General features: G+C 60.5%; 15 protein-coding genes and 1 tRNA gene. 10 read left to right on the forward strand and 6 right to left on the reverse strand.

The features are described 5' to 3' along the window. The first annotated feature begins 5 nt into the window (after window positions 1-5). The 4 genes from glgA to bglA are packed head-to-tail and all read left to right on the forward strand — an operon-like array spanning window position 6 to window position 6748. Entirely contained in the window at window positions 6-1451 is a 1446-nt protein-coding gene (glgA, locus tag G6N74_RS05650) for a glycogen synthase GlgA (RefSeq protein WP_165115229.1), read from the forward strand. Between the two features lie 3 nt (window positions 1452-1454). Beyond that, the gene (locus G6N74_RS05655; RefSeq protein ID WP_165115231.1) at window positions 1455-3080 is read left to right on the forward strand and encodes an alpha-D-glucose phosphate-specific phosphoglucomutase; all 1626 of its coding nucleotides are present in this window, start codon (window positions 1455-1457) and stop codon (window positions 3078-3080) included. Between the two features lie 14 nt (window positions 3081-3094). Continuing rightward, entirely contained in the window at window positions 3095-5095 is a 2001-nt protein-coding gene (glgX, locus tag G6N74_RS05660; RefSeq protein ID WP_165115690.1) for a glycogen debranching protein GlgX, read from the forward strand. Window positions 5096-5116: 21 nt separating this feature from the next. Next, window positions 5117-6748: a beta-galactosidase BglA gene (gene bglA, locus G6N74_RS05665; protein ID WP_165115233.1), complete on the forward strand. Its 1632-nt coding sequence runs from the start codon at window positions 5117-5119 to the stop codon at window positions 6746-6748. Between the two features lie 3 nt (window positions 6749-6751). Here bglA and G6N74_RS05670 read toward each other — a convergent pair whose 3' ends face one another. Both G6N74_RS05670 and G6N74_RS05675 read right to left on the reverse strand, forming a co-directional pair. Then, a complete protein-coding gene (locus G6N74_RS05670) occupies window positions 6752-8533 on the reverse strand; it encodes a TadG family pilus assembly protein (protein ID WP_165115235.1) in 1782 nt (593 codons plus the stop codon). Then, complete coding sequence (locus G6N74_RS05675) at window positions 8533-9003, reverse strand: TadE/TadG family type IV pilus assembly protein (RefSeq protein ID WP_165115237.1); 471 nt, start codon at window positions 9001-9003, stop codon at window positions 8533-8535. The genes G6N74_RS05670 and G6N74_RS05675 overlap by 1 nt, the downstream gene beginning before the upstream one ends. Window positions 9004-9350: 347 nt before the next feature. Between G6N74_RS05675 and G6N74_RS05680 the strand changes: the two genes are divergently transcribed. From G6N74_RS05680 to G6N74_RS05695, 4 genes are all read left to right on the forward strand, one after another. Beyond that, window positions 9351-10943: a peptide ABC transporter substrate-binding protein gene (locus tag G6N74_RS05680; protein WP_165115239.1), complete on the forward strand. Its 1593-nt coding sequence runs from the start codon at window positions 9351-9353 to the stop codon at window positions 10941-10943. A 76-nt stretch (window positions 10944-11019) separates the two neighbouring features. Further along, complete coding sequence (locus tag G6N74_RS05685; protein ID WP_165115241.1) at window positions 11020-11943, forward strand: ABC transporter permease subunit; 924 nt, start codon at window positions 11020-11022, stop codon at window positions 11941-11943. Further along, window positions 11936-13060, forward strand: coding sequence for an ABC transporter permease (locus tag G6N74_RS05690; protein ID WP_165115243.1), 1125 nt, complete (start codon window positions 11936-11938; stop codon window positions 13058-13060). Before G6N74_RS05685 ends, G6N74_RS05690 begins: the two co-directional genes overlap by 8 nt. A 4-nt stretch (window positions 13061-13064) precedes the next feature. Beyond that, entirely contained in the window at window positions 13065-14684 is a 1620-nt protein-coding gene (locus tag G6N74_RS05695; protein WP_165115245.1) for an ABC transporter ATP-binding protein, read from the forward strand. Window positions 14685-14727: 43 nt separating this feature from the next. On the opposite strand, the gene G6N74_RS05700 is transcribed toward G6N74_RS05695, so the two are convergent. Together G6N74_RS05700 and G6N74_RS05705 are read right to left on the reverse strand one after the other, a co-directional pair. Beyond that, a complete protein-coding gene (locus G6N74_RS05700) occupies window positions 14728-14982 on the reverse strand; it encodes a hypothetical protein (RefSeq protein WP_165115247.1) in 255 nt (84 codons plus the stop codon). A gap of 413 nt (window positions 14983-15395) precedes the next feature. Then, a tRNA-Pro gene (locus G6N74_RS05705) sits at window positions 15396-15472 on the reverse strand. Window positions 15473-16090: 618 nt separating this feature from the next. On the opposite strand from G6N74_RS05705, the gene G6N74_RS05710 reads away from it, so the two are divergent. Then, window positions 16091-16348, forward strand: a complete 258-nt coding sequence (locus tag G6N74_RS05710; protein ID WP_165115249.1) for a hypothetical protein — start codon at window positions 16091-16093, stop codon at window positions 16346-16348. Between the two features lie 39 nt (window positions 16349-16387). On the opposite strand, the gene G6N74_RS05715 is transcribed toward G6N74_RS05710, so the two are convergent. Next, window positions 16388-16723: a YMGG-like glycine zipper-containing protein gene (locus G6N74_RS05715; RefSeq protein WP_165115251.1), complete on the reverse strand. Its 336-nt coding sequence runs from the start codon at window positions 16721-16723 to the stop codon at window positions 16388-16390. Between the two features lie 255 nt (window positions 16724-16978). Here G6N74_RS05715 and G6N74_RS05720 point away from each other — a divergent pair, with 255 nt between their 5' ends. Then, complete coding sequence (locus G6N74_RS05720; RefSeq protein ID WP_165115253.1) at window positions 16979-19213, forward strand: mannose-1-phosphate guanylyltransferase/mannose-6-phosphate isomerase; 2235 nt, start codon at window positions 16979-16981, stop codon at window positions 19211-19213. A 57-nt stretch (window positions 19214-19270) separates the two neighbouring features. Here the strand turns inward: G6N74_RS05720 and betB are convergent, their stop codons facing one another. Beyond that, on the reverse strand, window positions 19271-20734 hold the full coding sequence (betB, locus tag G6N74_RS05725) for a betaine-aldehyde dehydrogenase (RefSeq protein ID WP_165115255.1): 1464 nt from the start codon (window positions 20732-20734) through the stop codon (window positions 19271-19273). Window positions 20735-20746: the final 12 nt, after the last annotated feature.

Genomic DNA, 20746 nt, shown 5'->3' on the forward strand with positions numbered 1-20746 from the left:
TTCGCATGCAGGTGCTTTCCGTCACGCCGGAGATTTTTCCGCTGGTCAAGACCGGCGGGCTTGCCGACGTGACGGGCGCACTGCCGCTGGCGCTGGCCGAGCAGGGCGTTGCCATGCGCACGCTGGTGCCCGGCTATCCGGCGGTGATGGGCACCTTCAAGAAGAAAAAGGCACTGCTGGCCTATCCGGATCTGCATGGCGGCAAGGCTTCGGTGCATGCCGCGACTATTCTGGGGCTCGATCTGCTCGTGCTGGACGCGCCGCATCTCTTCGACCGTGTCGGCGGCCCCTATGGCGACGCGACCGGCGCGGACTGGCCGGACAACTGGCGGCGGTTCGCGGCACTCAGCCAGGTCGGCGCCGACATCGCCGCCGGTGCGATTTCAGGCTACGCGCCGGATATCGTGCATGCCCATGACTGGCAGTCGGCGATGACGCTGGCCTATATGCGCTATGGCAAGGCGAATGCCGTGCCTTCGGTTATCACCGTCCACAACCTCGCCTTTCAAGGCAGCTTTGCGGCGTCGATCTTTCCGCAGCTTGGTCTGCCGGCCAACGCCATGTCGCTCGACGGCGTCGAATATTATGGCGGCGTCGGCTTCCTCAAGGCGGGTCTTCAGGCGGCATGGGCCGTCACCACGGTCAGCCCGACCTATGCCCAGGAAATCCGCTCTCCGGCCTTTGGCATGGGGCTGGACGGGCTGATCAATCTGCGCGCCGGCGACCTGCACGGCATCGTCAACGGCATCGACACCGACATCTGGAATCCGGCGACGGACCATCATCTTACCGCGACCTATACCGCGAAAACGCTGAAGGGTCGCGCTGCCAACAAGCGCGCCGTGGAAGAACGCTTCAACCTCGATCACGACAACAGTCCGATCCTCTGCGTGGTCAGCCGGCTGACCTGGCAAAAAGGCATGGACGTGCTGATGTCGAGCCTGGACGATCTTGTCGCCTCCGGGGCGCGGCTTGCCGTGCTCGGCTCGGGTGACCAGGGGCTCGAGGGCGCGCTTTTGGCCGGTGCCGCGCGCCATCGCGGGCGGGTCGGCGTCGTTGTCGGCTATGACGAAGGGCTGTCGCATCTGATGCAGGGCGGCTGCGATGCAATCCTCATCCCGTCGCGCTTCGAGCCATGCGGACTGACGCAGCTTTACGGCCTGCGCTATGGCTGCGTGCCGATCGTTGCGCGCACCGGCGGGCTTGCCGACACGATCGTCGACGCCAATGAGGCTGCACTTTCGGCAGGCGTGGCCACAGGCTTCCTGTTCGAGCCGGAAAGCGGCGATGCGTTCCGCCATGCCATTCGCCGCGCGGTGGCGACCTATGCCGAGCCCGCGCTCTGGTCCTCGATCCAGCGGCAGGGCATGAAAGCCGATGTTTCCTGGGATCGAAGCGCGCAAAAATACGTTCAGCTCTATCGATCTTTGACTTCCAAAAGGACTGCCTGACGCATGACAACTGTCGCGACAAAACCATTCGCCGACCAGAAGCCGGGAACCTCCGGCCTGCGCAAGAAAGTGCCGGTGTTCCAGCAGCCGCACTATGCCGAGAACTTCATCCAGTCGGTGTTCGATTCGCTGGAAGGCTTTGAGGGCAAGACGCTGGTGATCGGCGGCGACGGCCGCTACTTCAACCGCGAGGTCATCCAGACAGCGATCGCCATGGCTGCCGCCAACGGCTTCGGCAAGGTCATGGTCGGGCAGGGTGGCATCCTGTCGACGCCGGCGGCATCTCACGTCATTCGCAAATACAAGGCGTTCGGTGGCTTGATCCTGTCGGCCAGCCACAATCCCGGCGGCCCGCACGAAGATTTCGGCATCAAATACAATACCGGCAATGGCGGCCCGGCGCCGGAAAAGATCACCGACGCGATCTTTGAGAAGTCGAAGACGATCTCGCGCTTCCTGATCGCCGATATCGGCAAGGTGGATATCGACACGATCGGCAAGTCTGATGCGGCCGGCATGACGGTCGAGGTCATCGATCCCGTCGCCGACTATGCCGAACTGATGGAAACCCTGTTCGATTTCGATGCGATCCGCAGACTGTTCAAGTCCGGCTTCCGCGTGCGCTTCGACGCCATGCATGCCGTGACCGGACCCTACGCCAAGGAAATACTGGAAAAGCGCCTCGGCGCGCCCGACCACACCGCGCGCAACTATCACCCGCTGCCGGATTTCGGCGGGCATCATCCGGACCCCAATCTCGTTCACGCTAAGCATCTCTATGACGAGATGATGGGGCCTGAAGCGCCCGATTTCGGCGCGGCCTCCGATGGCGACGGCGACCGCAACCTGATCATCGGCAAGGGCATTTTCATCACGCCGTCGGACTCGCTCGCCATGCTGGCGGCCAATGCGCATCTGACGCCGGGCTACAAGGCTGGCCTCAAAGGCATCGCGCGTTCCATGCCGACCAGCGGTGCGGCCGACCGCGTCGCCGAAAAGCTCGGCGTCGGCATGTATGAGACGCCGACCGGCTGGAAGTTCTTCGGCAATTTGCTCGATGCCGGCATGGCGACGATCTGCGGCGAGGAAAGTGCCGGCACCGGCTCCGATCACGTCCGCGAAAAGGACGGGCTTTGGGCGGTCCTGCTGTGGCTGAACATTCTGGCGGTGCGTAGCGAGAGCGCCAAGGAGATCGCCACAAAACATTGGGCGACCTATGGCCGGAACTATTATTCGCGCCACGATTACGAAGAGGTCGAGTCCGACAAGGCCAACGCGCTGGTGGATGAGCTGCGCGCCAAGCTGGCGAGCCTGCCCGGAACGACGGTGCGCGGCCTGAAGATCGAGAAGGCCGACGATTTTGCCTATCACGATCCGGTCGACGGCTCGGTCAGCAAGAACCAGGGCATCCGCATCCTGTTTGAAGGCGGCTCGCGCGCGGTAATTCGCCTGTCAGGAACCGGCACATCGGGGGCAACGCTGCGGCTTTATGTCGAGCGCTATGAGCCCGATCCGGCGCGCCACGATCTCGACACGCAGGAAGCGCTTGCCGATCTGCTCGGTGCTGCGGATGATATTGCCGGCATTCGCGCGCATACGGGGCGCAAGGGGCCGAGCGTCATAACCTGATGCGATCAGTGGATTTGAACCGTCCTGCGCCGCGCTTCGGCGCCAACATAGGCGCGGACGGCATTCGCTTTTCCGTTTGGTCGGATGCGGCCCGGCGCGTCTGGGTGTCCATCTTCGACAACGACGGCGCGCGGGAACTGCAACGCATCGAGCTTGAATCGCAGGGCGACGGCGTCCATTCGATTTTCGCGTCCGGCCTGAAATCCGGCACGCGCTACGGCTTTCGCGCCGATGGCGATTATGCGCAGGAGCAAGGCCTGTGGTTCGATCCCGACAAGCTGCTGATGGACCCTTATGCGGTTGCCATCGACCTGCCCTATGTCTTCGACCAGCGTCTTTCGGCGCGCCGAGGCGAAGGCGGCGATACGGCCTCGCTGATGCCGAAGGCCGTGGCAACGGCTCTTCCCAAGCCGATTTCGCCGCCTCCGCCGCTCTTCAAGCCGGGCGGCTTGATCTATGAGGTGCCGGTGCGCGCCTTCACCATGTTGCACCCGGAAATCCCTAAGGAACAGCGCGGCACGATCGCGGCACTCGCGCATCCGGCTGTCATAAAGCATCTGCAAAAGCTCGGCGTCGGCGCGGTGGAATTGATGCCAATCACCGCGTGGATCGACGAGCGCCACCTGCCGCCGCTCGGGCTCACCAATGCATGGGGCTACAATCCCGTCACCTTCATGGCGCTCGACCCGCGCCTTGCACCGGGTGGCATTGCCGAACTGCGCGAGACGGTGGCCGCGTTGCGCGAGGCCGGTATCGGCGTCATCCTCGATCTCGTCTTCAACCACACCGGCGAGAGCGACGAGCTTGGCCCGACGCTGTCGCTGCGCGGGCTGGATAATCAGGCCTACTATCGGCATGGCCCGGATGGCCGGCTGGTGAACGATACCGGCACAGGCAACACGCTGGCCTGCGACCGACCCGTCGTGCAGGAAATGGTGCTGGATACGCTCCGCCATTTCGTCCGCCATTCCGGCGTCGACGGCTTCCGCTTCGACCTCGCCCCTATTCTCGGACGGACGGAAAGCGGCTTTGACGCCGATGCGCCGTTGCTCAAGGCTATGAGCGAAGACGCCGAGCTGGCTGATCGCGTGATGATCGCCGAGCCGTGGGACATCGGGCCAGGCGGCTATCAACTCGGAAATTTCAAGCCGCCCTTTCTTGAGTGGAACGACAAATACCGCGACGACGTCCGCCGCTTCTGGCGCGGCGATCGCGGCATGATCGGTGGGATGGCGACGCGGCTGGCGGGATCTTCCGATGTTTTTGCAGGGAAAAGAACCCGCAGCGTCAATTTCATCGCCGCCCATGACGGCATGACACTGGCCGATCTGACGGCCTATGAGCGCAAGCACAACGAGGCCAATGGCGAACAGAACCGCGACGGCCACAACGAGAATTTGTCGTGGAACAATGGGGTCGAGGGTGCGAGTGATGATCCGAAGGTAATCGAGCAGCGTCGGCACGATTTGCGCGCTCTGCTCGCCACGCTTTTCGCCTCACGCGGCACGATCATGCTGACGGCTGGTGATGAATTCGGCCGCACCCAGCGTGGCAACAACAACGCCTATGCGCAGGATAATGAGATTACCTGGCTCGACTGGGCAGGACGTGACATTGAGCTTGAAGACTATGCTGCGACGCTCGCCACGCTGCGCAGATCGAACTCGTTTTCGCACGAAGTCAGTTTCTTGACGGGAAATCCGCTGTCGGAATCAACCTTTCCCGATGTCCAATGGCTTTCGGAAAACGGGCAGGAACTGGATGCGCAAAGCTGGAACGACCCGGAGCGTCAGCGGCTCACCATGGTGCTCGGTCAGGGCGAAGGCATTTCACGCCGCATCTCGATACTGATCAATGGCGATCGCCGCGCGACTGTATTTTCGCTGCCTGCGCGCGACGGTTTCCAATGGCGCCCGCTGCCTCCATCGAATGATATTCGTGTTGTGGAAAATGGCCTGCTTGTCAGCGGGCGCTCGCTGGTGTTTGTCGATGAAATAAAGGTCGATGTTTCTTAGATTTTTTCAGAGGAGTTACGGATGACAGGCACGGTCAATACCGATTGGTGGCGCGGTTGCGTTGTCTATCAGGTCTATCCGCGCTCCTTTCAGGACACGACCGGCGACGGCAGCGGCGATCTAAAAGGCATCACGCAGCGCATCCCCTACATCGCCTCGCTCGGCGTCGACGCGATCTGGCTGTCGCCGTTCTTCAAGTCGCCGATGGCCGATATGGGCTACGACGTCTCCGACTATTGCGCCGTCGATCCCATGTTTGGCACCATCGCGGATTTCGACGCGCTGATCGACGAGGCGCACAGTCATGGCCTGAAGATCATCATCGATCAGGTGCTGTCGCATTCGTCAGACAGGCATCCATGGTTTGTCGAAAGCCGTGCCAGCCGCGACAATCCGAAGGCCGACTGGTATGTCTGGGCCGACGCCAAGCCGGATGGAACCGCGCCCAACAACTGGCTGTCGATCTTCGGCGGGCCGGCCTGGGAGTGGGATTCGACGCGCCGGCAATATTACCTGCACAACTTCCTCGCCTCGCAGCCCGACCTCAATTTCCACAATCCCGATGTGCAGGCGGCCCTTCTGGAAACGGTTCGCTTCTGGCTGAAGCGCGGCGTTGACGGCTTCCGGCTGGATACGGTGAACTTCTATGTCCATGACAAGCTGTTGCGCGACAATCCGCCGATGCCGCCGGGAGCAGCGAACGATATCCCCGACACCAATCCGTATGGCTATCAGGACCATCTCCATGACAAGACGCAGCCGGAGAACCTGGAATTCCTGAAGCGCTTTCGCGCGTTGCTGGACGAATATGGTGGCCGCGCCGCGGTCGGCGAGGTGGGGGACGGCACGCGCTCGCTGCAGACGGTGGCGGCCTATACCGGCGGCGGCGACAAATTGCAGATGTGCTACACCTTCGACCTGCTCAGCCCTGAATTCTCCGCCGAGCATGTGAAGAAGAGCGTGCTTGCCTTCGAAAATGCCGTGAAGGACGGCTGGGTCTGCTGGGCCTTTTCGAACCACGATGTCCCCCGCCACATCTCGCGCTGGACCAAGCCCGGCGGCGATACGGATGCCGTGGCGAAGTTCGCAATCGCGCTTCTTTCCTGCCTGCGCGGCTCGATCTGCCTCTATCAGGGCGAGGAGCTTGGGCTTGAGGAAGCGGAGATCGCCTTCGAGGATCTGCGCGATCCCTATGGCATTCGTTTCTGGCCGGGCTTCAAAGGCAGGGATGGCTGCCGCACGCCGATGGTGTGGGAGACCGGCGCAACGAATGCGGGCTTTTCCCGGGGAAAACCCTGGCTGCCTGTGCCGGAAAGCCATCGCAAACGGGCAGTCGATGTTCAGGAGCAAGAAGATGGTTCTGTGCTGGCGCACTACCGCGCCGTTCTGGCCTTTCGGCGCGAACATCCGACGCTTGCCGGCGGCAGCATCGAATTCCTCGACGCTGAAGGCGATGTGCTGGCTTTCCTGCGCGAGGCGGGCAATGAAAAGCTGGTGTGTGTGTTCAATTTTGCGGACAAACCGGCGGTGTGGGCACTGCCGGCGGGAATCGGAGCGGTGACGCCGCTGGAGCTTCCCGGTTGGCAAGCAAGCCTTGACGCAGGCGGCGTTTCGCTGCCGGCGCTGGGTGCTTTCGTCGGGCGGTTGGATTAGGCTTTACTGGACCAAAACCGAATTCCCGCAGGTAGCGCCCGTTACGCGAATATCCGCCTGGCCGACATGAACGCCTAGCGCGGTCAGGAGCGTATAGAGTGCATTGTCCACCGGCGCCGTTATGGTGCCAAGCAGGTTGAGGATCGGTTGTTTGACGACGCCTAAAAGAACCGTGACGTCGATCGGCAGGCCAAGGGCGGTGATCTTGAGTTTAAGGTCGTTGATAAGCGACTGCGTCAGGGTCTGGGTAAAGTTCTCTGCTGAAGCTTGTTTGATCGTCTTATTCTTGATGTCGGTATAGTCGAAAGTCAGCGTTTTCGTATTCAGGTTGCCTATATCCACTCCCGCCGAACCCGTGACGGCAATCAGCGGAAGGGTCAAGACGAGTAGCTTTACCTCTACGTCCGCGATTTTGGCGTCGCGAAAACTTGTCGGCTTGGTGAAGTTGCCAAAACCTGCGTCGTCGGTCTCCGCTATTTTCAGCGTAGCTATCCCGGGACGAGCGGCTATCGTGACTTTTATGCTTTCCGGCCTTCCGGTCGGGCAAGTGATTCCGGTCACCTTGGCTTCCCCATAAGCCACTTTAACATGCAGGGGCAGTTGAACCGATGCCAGCCTGATGCCGCCGCCCAGGATGCCTTTTATCCCGACATTGACCCCGGCGATAAGCCTCAAGCGCGTTTGGGCAGTGCGCACGATGCTGCCGGTCTCACCGATCTTGAACCAGGGCGACGATTGGGGAGGTTCGCCGATTGCCAGCTTCAACTCTGTTGAGAGCAAGTCCAGGAGATTGGAGGTAAGATTAACACCGGCTTGGTTGCTTCCATTTGCCAACGCCGCGCTGGCTGTCAGAATTTCCATAATGCTGGCTGCCGCAGTCAATCCAGCTGGACGGCTACCCAGAGAAAGGTTTCCCACGGGGCCAAGATCAAAGAGGTGGGAAAGCGGGATTTTCGTCTGGTTGGTGCTGCCGCTGGCAATCGTCTGAAGGGCAAGTTTCGCTTGTGCGCCTATGCCGTCGATGGAGGCCATTGCAGACACGATCTGGCCGACTGTCGCGCTGGCATTGAGCACGTTTGTATATGTGCCTGCCGTGATCTGCAGTTTCGTCGCAAGCGCATCGAAGAAGCTGAGGACGCTCACATCGGCACTTATGAGTGCGTTATAGTCCATTACTTTCAACGACAGGTTGCTGCCGGTCAACCCGCTCAGCAACGAGTTCAAAATCCCTTCGTCGACGCTTGCCAGCCGAGAGCCGATGGAAAAAGCAGCCTGAGGCGTGACGCTGGCGGTGGCTTGTGTTGCGATGGTCGGCGCGCCGATGAGTGCACCACCGAAATAGCGTTTGCCGCTTTTCTTGAAGGTGACTTTGACCGAGTTATAGGGCTGAACGCCTGCGGCAAAGCGCGTGCCGACGGCCGCCGATGCATCGGCGACATAACGGCCTGGGGTTACAGTGACCGTGGGTTTGATGCCGTTTGCGCCCACGGGCGGCTGCGTTCCCGCGCTCCCGACGACCACGCCCGCAACGCCATTGTCGCGGAAGGTGGTGGTGACGGCGGTTTCCGCCTTGGAGAGATTGGCGGCCGCCGTTATCGCGGCAATGTCGACCAGAGATTGTGCCTCGCGCTTTTCCGCGTATAGGGAAGCTTCATCGACGGCGACTGCTGCAAGAATCAAAGCCACCGGCATGGTCAGCGCAGTCATTACGGCGATGTTTCCGGAAATACTTGAACAAAATCGCGTCTCAAGAAATTTTTTTCGTACCTGCGCGTAGTATTGCATCAGATGCCCCCGACACGGATTGTCGATTGACGGGAAATGGTCATGCCAGGCAGTGGAAGACCTTTGAACAACTTCCAGATAGGCAGGGTGCTTGCGTCATACTGCACCGCTACGATGAACTGACTGCCGTCGGCCGCACTATCGCGCGTGTTGACGGTCACCTTCTTGGGATCGACGAAGGGATAGCCGGCTGCGTTGAGGCGAATGAAATTCGTGGCGAGCGTGCTGCGTTCTGTGGCGCTCAGCCCGGCGATCGCAGTACGAGCTGCGTCGGCGGCAAGTTGCTGGACGGAATGGCTGGCGCCGAAGTAGATGGCATAGGCGGCCATGCCGAGAAAAAGCATGATGAAGACAGGGGCAAGCAGGGCGAATTCGACCGCCGAAGTCCCTTTCCGGTCTCGCAACAGACTCCATTTGATGAGAGCCGGAACCGGTAAAGTATCTTTGTCGTCGTCCACATCGATCACCATCAAAAGCTGCAGGAGACCGTACTATTGCAACTTCCGTAATGTAACCTGTGGTTGTTTAAGGAACGGTTAAGTCCTGTGACTTTTTCTGGGAGAACAATTCTTCACCGGCAAACGTTTTATTGCACTTACAGTGTCTGTGATCAGGCTCGGCAGGCTTCCTGCGACCTTCCTCAAGGTGACCCTCAGAGCCTGTTGAAATAAAATTACTCCGTCGCTAGTGTCAGCTCCCAGAACGGCGGCCGAAGAGACCGCTGGCTCGCTCAACGAGGCGGGAACGAGTTCTGCCTTGGGGCTTAACTGGCAATTTGTCGACGCTGAGGGGCGACGACATTCTGGGAGTGATGAAGATGCTGAAGAAATTTCTGAAGGCGACGGTATTTGCCGTAAGCCTGTCGATGGCGGGCGGCATGATGATAGCCCCCTCCTTGGCCGAGGTTGTTTATAACCGCGGCAGTGCCGCCGAGCCGGAATCGCTGGATCCGCACAAGACCTCGACCGTTTATGAAGCCCACGTCCTGCGCGACATGTTCCTGGGCCTGGTGACGGAAGATGCAAAGTCGGAGGTCATTCCGGGTGCCGCCGAGAGCTGGACCGTGTCGGATGATGGCACTGTCTACACATTCAAGCTGCGCAGCGGCGCAACCTGGTCGGACGGTAGCCCGGTGACGGCCGAGGATTTCGTCTACGCCTTCCAGCGCTTGCAGGATCCGAAAACCGCAGCCGAATACGCTTCGATGATGCAGAAGGTGAAAAACGCCAAGGAAGTGAATGCCGGCACGAAGAAGCCGGAGGAACTCGGCGTGAAGGCAATCGACGCCAACACGCTCGAGATCACCCTGGTCGCGCCGACCCCATACTTCCTCGAGGTGTTGACCCACCAGTCGACATATCCAGTCAGCAAGGCGGCGATCGAGAAATTTGGCGCCGATTGGGTCAAGCCGGGCAATCTCGTCTCCAATGGCGCCTATACGCTGGCCGAGTGGGTTCCCAACGATCATATCAAGCTGGTCAAGAACCCGAAGTTCTATGACGCAGCCAACGTCAAGATCGACGTCGTCAACTACATCCCGACCGAGGACCGGTCATCGGCTATGAAGCGCTACGAGGCTGGCGAACTCGACAGCTATGACGATCTGCCGACCGAACAGCTCACCGACCTTAAGGCGAAGTTTGGCGATCAGGTCCGAGTCGCGCCGTATCTCGGCACCTACTACTATGCGATCAAGACCAGCAAGGCGCCGTGGGACAATGTCGAACTGCGCAATGCCGTCTCCATGGCCATCGACCGCGACTTCCTCGCCGAGAAGGTGTGGAGCAATTCCATGGCTCCGGCCTATTCGATGGTGCCTTCAGGCATCGAAGGTTACACGACTTCGCCAGCCGCTTTCGCTGAAGAATCGCAGATCGATCGCGAGGACGCGGCCAAGAAGATTCTTGAGAAGCTTGGCTACGGCCCAGACAAGCCGCTGAAGATGGAAATCCGCTACAACACTTCGGAGAACCACAAGAACACGGCGGTCGCCATCCAGGAGCAGCTCAAGCCGCTCGGCATCGAGGTGACACTGCTCAACACCGACACCAAGACCCACTACGGGCATCTGGAGCAGAAGGGTGACTTCGACGTGGCGCGCGCTGGCTGGATCGCCGATTACAACGATCCCGAGACCTTCCTCGAAATCTCGCGCAAGGCCGACGGCCACAACTATTCGGATTTCGACAATCCGAAATTCGAACAGCTGATGGATGCCGCGACCGCCGCGGGTGGCAAGCCCGAGGAGCGCTTCAAGCTGCTAGGTGAAGCGGAAAAGGTCCTGATCGACGAGGTCGGCAACATTCCGCTGCTCTACTACAACTACCACAACATCGTGTCGCCGAAGCTCGCCGGCTTCGAGGACAACGTGATGGATCGGCATCCGTCGCGCTTCATCAGCAAGGAATAGTCCCGCCACAGCCGACCCGCCGCTTCCCGCCTTGGGAAGCGGCGGCTTCAGCTTTTCAGTGACAGCGGGGAACACCATGCTGCTCTATGTCTTCAGGCGGCTTCTAACCGCCATACCGACGCTATTCGTCATCGTCACCCTGGCGTTTTTCCTGATACGCGTCGCGCCCGGCGGCCCGTTCAACCAGGAGCGGGGCCTGAGCCCGGAAGTCAAAGCCAATCTTGAAGCCCAGTTCGGTCTGGGCGATCCGCTCTGGCTGCAATATTGGCACTATCTCCAGAACCTGCTGCACGGCAATTTCGGTCCAAGCTACAACCTGCCTGACTTCACCGTCGGTGAACTCTTCGCCAAAGGCCTGCCCATTTCCATCCAACTCGGTGCTTCCGCGCTGACCCTGGCTCTGCTGATAGGCAGCACGCTCGGCATCATAGCGGCGCTGAACCAGAACAAGGCGGCCGATTATGCCGTCATTGCAACGGCAACTGCCGGCAGCACCATTCCGACATTCGTTATCGCGCCGATCATCCAGCTTCTGTTCGGGCTGACCTGGAAGCTGCTGCCGATCGGCGGCTGGGGCGACGGCGCCTTGATCAACAAGATCGGTCCAGTCTTGACGCTTGCGCTGCCGCAGATCGCCATCGTTGCGCGCCTGATGCGCGGCTCGATGATCGAGTCCCTGCGCTCGCATCATATTCGAACGGCGCGCGCACTGGGCCTTTCCGATTGGTCGATTGTGGTCAAGCATGCGCTGCGTGGCGCGCTGCTTCCCATCGTATCCTACGCCGGGCCGGCGGCGGCTGCGTTGCTGACGGGTTCGATCATCGTCGAGACGATTTTCGCCATTCCCGGCGTCGGACGCTATTTCGTCGATGCCGCACTCAATCGCGACTATACTCTGGTGATGGGCACGGTCGTGGTGATCGCCATCTTCACCATCCTGTTCAACCTGATCGTCGACATTCTCTATGCCGTCGTCGATCCGAGGGTGCGCTATGACTGAAATAGCTGCTGTCGCACCTGCGCCGATCGTCGGGCGCTCCTTCTGGGGCGACGCCTGGGCGCGCCTGAAGTCGAACAAGGCGTCGATGGTCAGCCTTTACTACCTGATCTTCATGGCGATCATCTGCGTGTTCGGACCGTTTTTCGTGCCGCATCAGTACACCACGATCTATCCTGACTATGTGCGCACGCCGCCGAGCTTTTCGGCCTATCCCAAGCCGGAGATGATCGAGACGGCTCTGCGCGATACGGTCAAACGCATGCGCGTGGACGTGGAAGAGTGGCATCAGGAGGGCGAACAGGTCTACGTGACCGTGACGTCATCGAAGGAAGTCGACGAACGCAACACCCGCTACATCGACCGCTCGGACACATTCGACAATGCCAAAGTCGAGAGCAAGTCGCCTGACGGATTGAAGATGGTGCTGAGCGCGACGGTCAAGCAGCAATATTTCCTGTTCGGCACGGACAATACCGGTCGGGACCTGCTGTCGCGCACCTTGATGGGGGGACGCGTTTCATTGGCCATCGGCCTGCTGGCCGGCGTGGTGGCGGTGGCCATCGGCGTGGTCTATGGCGCGACCGCGGGCTTTGCCGGCGGTAAGATCGACGAGGTGATGATGCGCATCGTCGATGTGCTCTACTCGCTGCCCTTCATCTTCTTCGTCATCATGCTGGTGGTGTTCTTCGGCCGCAATTTCGTGCTGATGTTCCTCGCGGTGGGGGCGGTGCTGTGGCTGGACATGGCGCGCATCGTGCGCGGCCAGGCGCTATCCATCCGACGGCAGGAATATGTGCAGGCCGCCGAGGCGCTCGGCGTGACGAGGCGTGGCATCCTGCAGCGCCACATCGTTCCCAACCTGCTCGGCGTCGTCGTTATCTACATGACACTGCTTGTGCCGCAGGTCATCATCCTGGAGAGTTTCCTCTCCTTCCTGGGGCTTGGCGTTCAGGAGCCGATGACGAGCTGGGGCGTTCTCATTTCGGCGGGCGCGAAGAATATCGGCACGGCCAACTGGCTGCTGCTGTTTCCCGCTTTCTTCCTTGTTTCCACGCTGTTCGCCCTGAATTTCGTCGGCGACGGCCTGCGCGACGCGCTCGATCCGAAGGACCGGTGAGCCGATGAACACTTCCCAACCCATACTCGCCGTCAAAGACCTTCGCGTGCGCTTCCGCACGCTGGACGGCCAGGTCGATGCGGTCAAAGGCATCAATCTTCACGTCAATGCCGGTGAAACGGTCGCCATCGTCGGCGAATCCGGCTCGGGCAAAAGCCAGACGATGATGGCGGCGATGAGCCTGCTCGCTTCCAATGGCGAAGCGACGGGCGCGGTCGATTACCGGGGCCGAAATCTGCTTGGCCTGGACAAGTCAGCCCTGAATGACGTGCGCGGTCGCAAGATCACGATGATCTTTCAGGAGCCGATGACCTCGCTTGATCCGCTCTACACCATCGGCAACCAGCTAATGGAGCCGATCCGGCGTCATCGTAAATTGGGCAAGACGGAGGCGCGCAAGGAAGCGCTGCGGCTGCTGGAACTGGTGAAAATACCCGACCCGGAGAGGCGCCTGAAATCCTACCCCTACGAAATGTCGGGCGGACAGCGCCAGCGCGTGATGATCGCCATGGCGCTCGCCAATGATCCGGACATACTGATTGCCGATGAGCCGACGACGGCGCTCGACGTGACGGTGCAGGCGCAGATCCTGACGCTTCTGGCCGAACTGCAGCGTAAATTCGGCATGGCCATTGTTTTCATCACCCACGACCTCGGCATCGTGCGGCGCTTTGCCGATCGCGTTTATGTCATGCGATACGGCGAGATCGTGGAGGAGGGCGTAACGGATGCGCTATTTTCCGCGCCTGCGCATCCCTACACCAAGATGCTGCTGGCGGCGGAGCCGACCGGCAGGAAGGCAGCGCCACCAACCGGCGCGCCTGTGCTGCTCGAAGGGCGCAATGTCGAGGTGAGCTTCAAGATCGGTGGCGGATTTCTGGCCGGTCCGCCATTGTTTCTGAAAGCCGTCGATCGCATTTCTCTTGCTTTGAAACGCGGCCAGACGATTGGCATCGTCGGCGAATCCGGCTCCGGTAAATCGACGCTCGGGCGGGCACTGCTGCGCCTCCTGCCGAGCGAGGGCTCGATTCGCTTCGGTGCGCGTGAAATATCCGGCGTGAGTCGCGAGGCGATGCGCCCGTTGCGGCGCGAGTTGCAACTGGTGTTTCAGGATCCATTCGGCTCGCTGTCGCCGCGCATGACGATCGGGCAGGTGATAACCGAGGGGTTGCTTGTCCACGAACCGTCGCTGTCATCCAAACAGCGCGATGCGCGCGCGGTGGAGGCGTTGCTGGAAGTCGGTCTAGATCCGAATATGCGCAATCGCTATGCGCATGAGTTTTCAGGCGGCCAGCGGCAACGCATTGCCATTGCCCGCGCCATGATTCTCAAACCGAAGGTGGTCGTTCTTGATGAGCCGACATCGGCGCTGGACCGCTCGGTGCAGAAGCAGATCGTCGATCTCTTGCGCAAGCTTCAGGCCGATCACGACCTGTCCTATCTCTTCATCAGCCACGATCTTGCCGTCGTGCGCGCCATGGCCGACTACATCATCGTCATGAAGCAGGGGCAGATCGTCGAGGAAGGGCTGACCGACGACATTTTCGACAACCCGCGCGAGACCTATACGCAAACGCTGATGGCCGCGGCGATCGATGTGAAGAAGTTCCGTATCGCGAGTTGATGGCTTCGGAAGCTCACCGCACCCATTATCCAACGGCGTCAGATTATCTCGGTGGCTTTCTGACGTTGACGCCAACGTCGACAATGACGCTGCCCGAGATTTTGACGTCGAAATTGCCGACCTTGAACGTGCCCGGCGTTGCCGGGTCGCTGCTCGGTTCAGGCTTGAGATCCTGAACGATCGGTTCCGGCTGCGTGACGCCTGGAAGCGGATGCGCGTCTTCCGCTGCAGCAGCAAACGGCATGGCAGCGAAAACCGCAATCAAGATTGCTCGGCACTGATGGGCGTTCGTGATCATGCCGCATCATAACCGCGAGCGGTGTTTGAAGTCAGCAGCAGCGGTGATCACGTTTTCGAAAGGGCAGAAAAAAGCCCGCCGCGGGAGGAGGTGCGGCGGGCTCTATTTAAAATGCAGCGCGGGAGGAGGTGCACTGCATTGATGCTGGCTTTCGGGGAGGAGGTCGATCACCAGCAACCCAAATATATGATCTGCCCAATGATTCGACAATTGAAATTCGTGCATAGGAGATGTGCAAAATGTCGCAATCGCTCGGAGTGTGACATGAAAAACGCACTTCATTCGCGCTGCATGGAATGCAGCGCGCAAGCAAAAGGAAGACGGGCTTAAAAAAGGGAGTGCGTTTCAGAACGCACACGGCTGGATGCGCCGGCTTCAGCGCCAGTTCAGTATCGGGAATGTCGGGAAGTAACTGGTCGGAGTGGCAGGATTCGAACCTGCGACCCCCTGCTCCCGAAGCAGGTGCGCTACCAGGCTGCGCTACACTCCGTCCCCAGTTCAGACGTTGGTTTCCTTAGAGATTTCGGTTTTGCGGCGCAAGGGGCAAAACAGTTCCGGCAAAAGAAAATGGAACAGAAGGCATACAGTGGGACAGAGTGACGCAAAAAGTCCCACCGAAAGTCCCACGGGCAATCATGCCTTGTTCCACGCGCCTTTGCGCTTCCACTTCGGGGTGGATGCGGGATAGCTCGAAGCGGCTATCCATCGCATTCTAGCCCTTTGCGCCCGCGTGTTCCTTCTGGATCGCGCGGGCGTTTTTTGCGTTTGGGTCAAGCATCTGGATTCGCTCTTAGGCCAAGCCTGGTCTCTAACCGCGCTGAGCGACCAGAAAAACAGCTACAATCAAGAGCACGAAGAGCCCGGCTGCGGCTGCAGCTATCCCTAAAAGTGCGAACCATGACTGCACATTGCGAAGGCTTGGCCGCCGGCCATCAACCCCCTTTGTTCCGAGAAACGCCAAAGTTCCAAGGGCAACCGGCGTGCCTCCTCCAACTATCATCGCCACTGCTCCTTCAGGAGCAGTGGTTCGCCATATGATCCCGAACAAGTAAATGCCGGCAATCGTCCCAACGATGAGGGAACCGAGAATAAGGAGAATGCGCATTGCGTGCCTTTCGACGACGCAGAATCTGTAAGCGATTATCGCGGCTTTTGCTTTGCCAATATGTTCATGAACAGCAGATTAGCGTCGACTTGGCCGTTTGTGCTCCTGCCGCGCCCGCCGGCCATGCATAGAGCTTCGATCGACCAGATACTGCAGCGCCTCTTCGAGGGCCATCTGGCCATCGAGATAGAAAAAAGTCGACAAACGACCAGCGAGGCAAGAGCGGCGCAAAAGCCTCGTGGGCAGATTGTTTCCGGATAGAAAGCCCGGCGAGGCGATCGCTCGCCGGGCGGGACGGCATTAGTAATTGCCGTTGTAGTAGCGGTCGTCGCAAGGTGCCGTGTAGACGCTGCCGTCGCCGGCGCGGTAGCGGCACATTTCCTGGCCGCGACGCTGCGGCGAGGATGAGGATGGCGTGGTCAAAGTACCGACGGCCGCACCAAGCAGCGCACCGCCAGCCGCGCCCGCGACCGTGCTGCGCGTGTTGCCGCCGATAGCCTGGCCGACCAGCGCGCCGCCAGCACCGCCGATCAGTGCGCCGGTTCCCGCGCGCTGCTGCTGTTCGCTTGAGGCGCAGCCCGCAAGCGTCATCGCGGCAAGCGCTGCTGCAACCACAGTAATTTTACGAAGTTCCATAATTCACCTCTCCGTCGAAAGCCCCGCCTTTTGCCCTGACTGTTCAATGCGGCAGAAGCAAGATCGTTGCAATTGTTCGGCCTCACAGATTGCGTCGGTTGAAAACCGCATTTGGCACTGGCCGAGGCCGCAGCAAGCCTTTGCCATGACCGAAAACTGAGCAGTTGCATAAGGGAGTGGGTCTGTGACAATCAAGGCGACGCCTCGCGATCCTGACGCGAGGCGAGGGATGATGAATCGATTCGCGAGACAAGCATGACAGAACGGATCGTCAGTTTCGTGATGAGTGGCGGTGTCGGTTCGCGCCTATGGCCGCTGTCGCGCGAGGATAATCCAAAGCAGTTCCATGATCTGTCCGGCGATGGCTCCATGCTGGTCAAGACGTTGCGCCGTCTGAGGGCGCGGCTTGAAGGAGAAGCGCCTGTCTTCCTGATCGCGTCTGAACGCCATGCCGCGCGCGTGCATGCAGACGCCGCTTCCATCGGGTTCGCTGGTGGAACGGCGATTTTCGAACCGACCGGGCGCAACACCGCGGCAGCTGTCGCGATCGCATCGTTGCAAACGCTTGCCGCTTTCGGCGATGGTATCGTGCTGGTCGTACCGTCCGATCATGAAATTTCCACAGAGAAACAGTTCTGGGACACCATCGAGCGAGGTGTTCCCGCCGCCAAGGACGGACGATTGGTCGTCTTCGGCGTTCGACCGACCCAGCCGGAAACAGGCTATGGTTACATCGAGGTCGCAGCCAGAGGGCAAGGCGTTGTTGATGTCTCCCGCTTTGTCGAAAAGCCCGATCTGGAGACAGCCAAGACCTATCTGTCTGCCGGAAATTTCTTCTGGAACACCGGCATCTTCCTGTTTCGCGCCAGCGCCATGCGTGATGCGTTCAGGAAGTTCCAGCCTCAGATATGGGAGGCCGCCGAGGAGGCATTCCTTGCAGCCACGAACGACCTTTCCGGCCTTTATCTGCCGCTCGAACTCTACGATAAGGTTCCATCGATCTCGATCGACTATGCGATCATGGAGCATGCGACGGACATCGCCATGGTGCCAGCAAGCTTCCGTTGGAACGATCTTGGCTCCTGGCAATCGCTGCTGGATGTCAGCCCTTCGGACATGGACGGAAATGTCATCGTCGGCGATGTCGTCGCCATAGATTGCCAGAACTCCTATATCCGCAGCGAGGGCCGCTTGCTGTCGGCGATCGGTCTGAAGGACGTCGCCATAGTGGCGACTGCGGACGCGACATTCGTGGCGCCGGTCAGCCGCAGCCAGAACGTCAAGAAGATCGTCGAGCAGCTGGAAAAGAGCGGCAGGCTCGAGACTAAATTCACGCCGTCGGCCGACCGCGTCGTGGTGAGCGGCGCATGGCGGCGGCGCGTGCAGCACTGGCTGTTTCAGGAAACATTGCCGCTATGGTCGACCGTCGGCGTCGATGAGCTGCACGGCGGCTTTCACGAGGCTCTGGCCTTCAGCGCCACGCCGCTGATGAAGCCGAAGCGCATGCGCACCATGGCGCGCCAGGTCTATGCCTTCGCGGTTGCCAAGGCGCGCGGGTGGGACGGGCCGGCGGATGCACTGATCACGCACGGCCTGGATTTCATGACGGGCAGGGGACGCACCGACCGCGGCGGCTGGGTGCGCACCATGAATGTCGACGGCAGCGTCGCTGATGCGACCGAAGATGCCTATGACCATTCCTGCGTGCTCCTGGCGCTGGCGCATGCGCATATGTGCGGCAATCCCGATGCACTTCGGCTTGGCGAAGAAACCTTCGCCTTTATCGACGAGCATCTGGAAGACCACAGGCTGACCGGCTTTCTGGAGACGGCGGAAGGCGAGGGCATGCGGCGCTCCAACCCGCATATGCATCTTCTGGAAGCTTTCCTAGCCTGGCACACGGCGACGGGCGATCGCAGCCATCTCAGGCGTGCGGCACGGATCATCGATCTTTTCCGTGGCCACTTCTTCGACGCCGATAGCTGGACGCTGGGCGAATATTACGATGACGAATGGCGGCCAGTAGCGGGCGAGCAAGGCACATGGACGGAACCCGGCCATCATTTCGAATGGGCCTCGCTGCTGGTGGATTATGCCGTCAAAAGCGGGCGCAACGATCTTACAGCTTACGCCAGAAAGCTTTATGCCTCCGCGATCGCCAATGGCCTCAATCGCTCGACGGGGCTCGCCTATGGCGCTGTGTCGCGGCAGGGTTTGCCGCTCGATCAGGTGTCGCGAAGCTGGCCGCAGGCGGAAGCGATCAAGGCCGCAATCGCGCTCGACGGCAGCGGCGGACCTGACCTCAAGCCGGAAGTCGAGGCGCGTGTCGGACGGCTTTTCCGCTGGCATATCGATCCAGCGCCGGTCGGCCTGTGGATTGACCGCATCGATGAACGCGGTCGTTCATTGGCAACCGACGTGCCGGCCAGCATCTTCTACCACCTCATCTGCGCGCTGATGCAGTATCTGGACAGCACGGTCGATGACTAGGGAATACAATGGCTTGCGGGTTGAACATGATTCAACCTGCAAGCCGTTTTCAATCGCTCAGTAGGGGCTCTCGACGTTGCCGGTCTCGACATAGACCGACTTGATCTGTGAGTAGTGGCCGAGTGCCGCAAGCGCGTTCTCGCGGCCGATACCGGATTGCTTGACGCCGCCGAAGGGCATTTCCACCGGTGTCAGATTATAGGCGTTGATCCAGCAGGTGCCGGCCTGCAACTCGCCGATGACGCGATGCCCGCGTTGCAGGTCACGCGTGAAGACGCCGGCGGCAAGCCCGAACTCGGTGGCGTTGGCGCGCTCGATCGCTTCCTCCTCGCTGTCGAAGGAAAGCACGCTCATCACCGGCCCGAATATTTCTTCGCGGGCAATGCGCATATCATCCGTCACGCCGGTGAAGACGGTCGGTTCGACAAAGCAGCCACCCTCAAAACCTTGCAGCGAAGGAACACCACCACCGCAAGCGAGCGTCGCGCCGTCCTGCTTGCCGATCTCGATATAGCCCAGAACCTTCTCGTGCTGCGCCTTGTTGACCAGCGGCCCCATCTGCGTTTCCGGGTCGAGCGGGTCGCCGATGCGGATTTTCTTGGTGCGCTCGACAAGCCGTTCCACGAAGCGGCCGTGCAGACCCTTCTGGACGAAGACGCGGGTGCCGTTGGAGCAGATCTGGCCGGTAGAATAAAAATTGCCGAGCATTGCGCCGCCGATGGCATTTTCGATATCGGCATCATCGAACACGATCAGGGGCGACTTGCCGCCAAGCTCCATCGTCGCGTGCTTCATCTTGGAGCCTGCCAGCGATAGCACCTTGCGGCCGGTCGGCACGGAACCGGTGACCGACACCTTGGCGACGACATCGTGCTCGACGAGAGCGGCACCGACGTCGCCGTATCCCTGAACGACGTTGAACAGCCCATCCGGCAGGCCGGCTTCGGTGTAGATTTCGGCCAAGGCGAGCGCGGAAAGCGGCGTGTTCTCCGAAGGCTTGAACACCATGGCGTTGCCCATGGCGAGCGCCGGAGCCGATTTCCAGCCGGCGATCTGGATCGGGTAGTTCCAGGCGCCGATGCCGACGCATACGCCCAGCGCCTCGCGCCGCGTATAGGCGAACGGCCCGCCGAGATCGATGAAATCACCATTATAGGCGGCGATCGCGCCGCCGAAATATTCCAGACAATCGGCAGCCGATGGGGCGTCGGCAACCAGCGTTTCCTGGATTGCCTTGCCGGTGTCGAGTGTTTCGAGCCGGGCAAGTTCCTCATTGCGGGCGCGCAATAAGTCGGCAGCGCGGCGCAGGATACGGCCACGCTCGACCGGCTTCAGCCGAGCCCATGCCGGTTGTGCCGCGCGTGCGGCCTCTACGGCCAGTTCGACGATATTGGGCGTTGCCGAATGAAGCGTCGCGATCGTCTCGCCGGTAGCCGGGTAGACGACCTGAAGCGGCGCGCCGCGTTCGTCGTCTACGAAACGGCCATTGATGTAGTGCGAGGCTTTCGGCTGTGCGCGCATTATCGTCTCCGG

The sequence above is a fragment of the Mesorhizobium zhangyense genome (assembly GCF_011045115.1).
Lineage (GTDB): Bacteria > Pseudomonadota > Alphaproteobacteria > Rhizobiales > Rhizobiaceae > Mesorhizobium_M > Mesorhizobium_M zhangyense.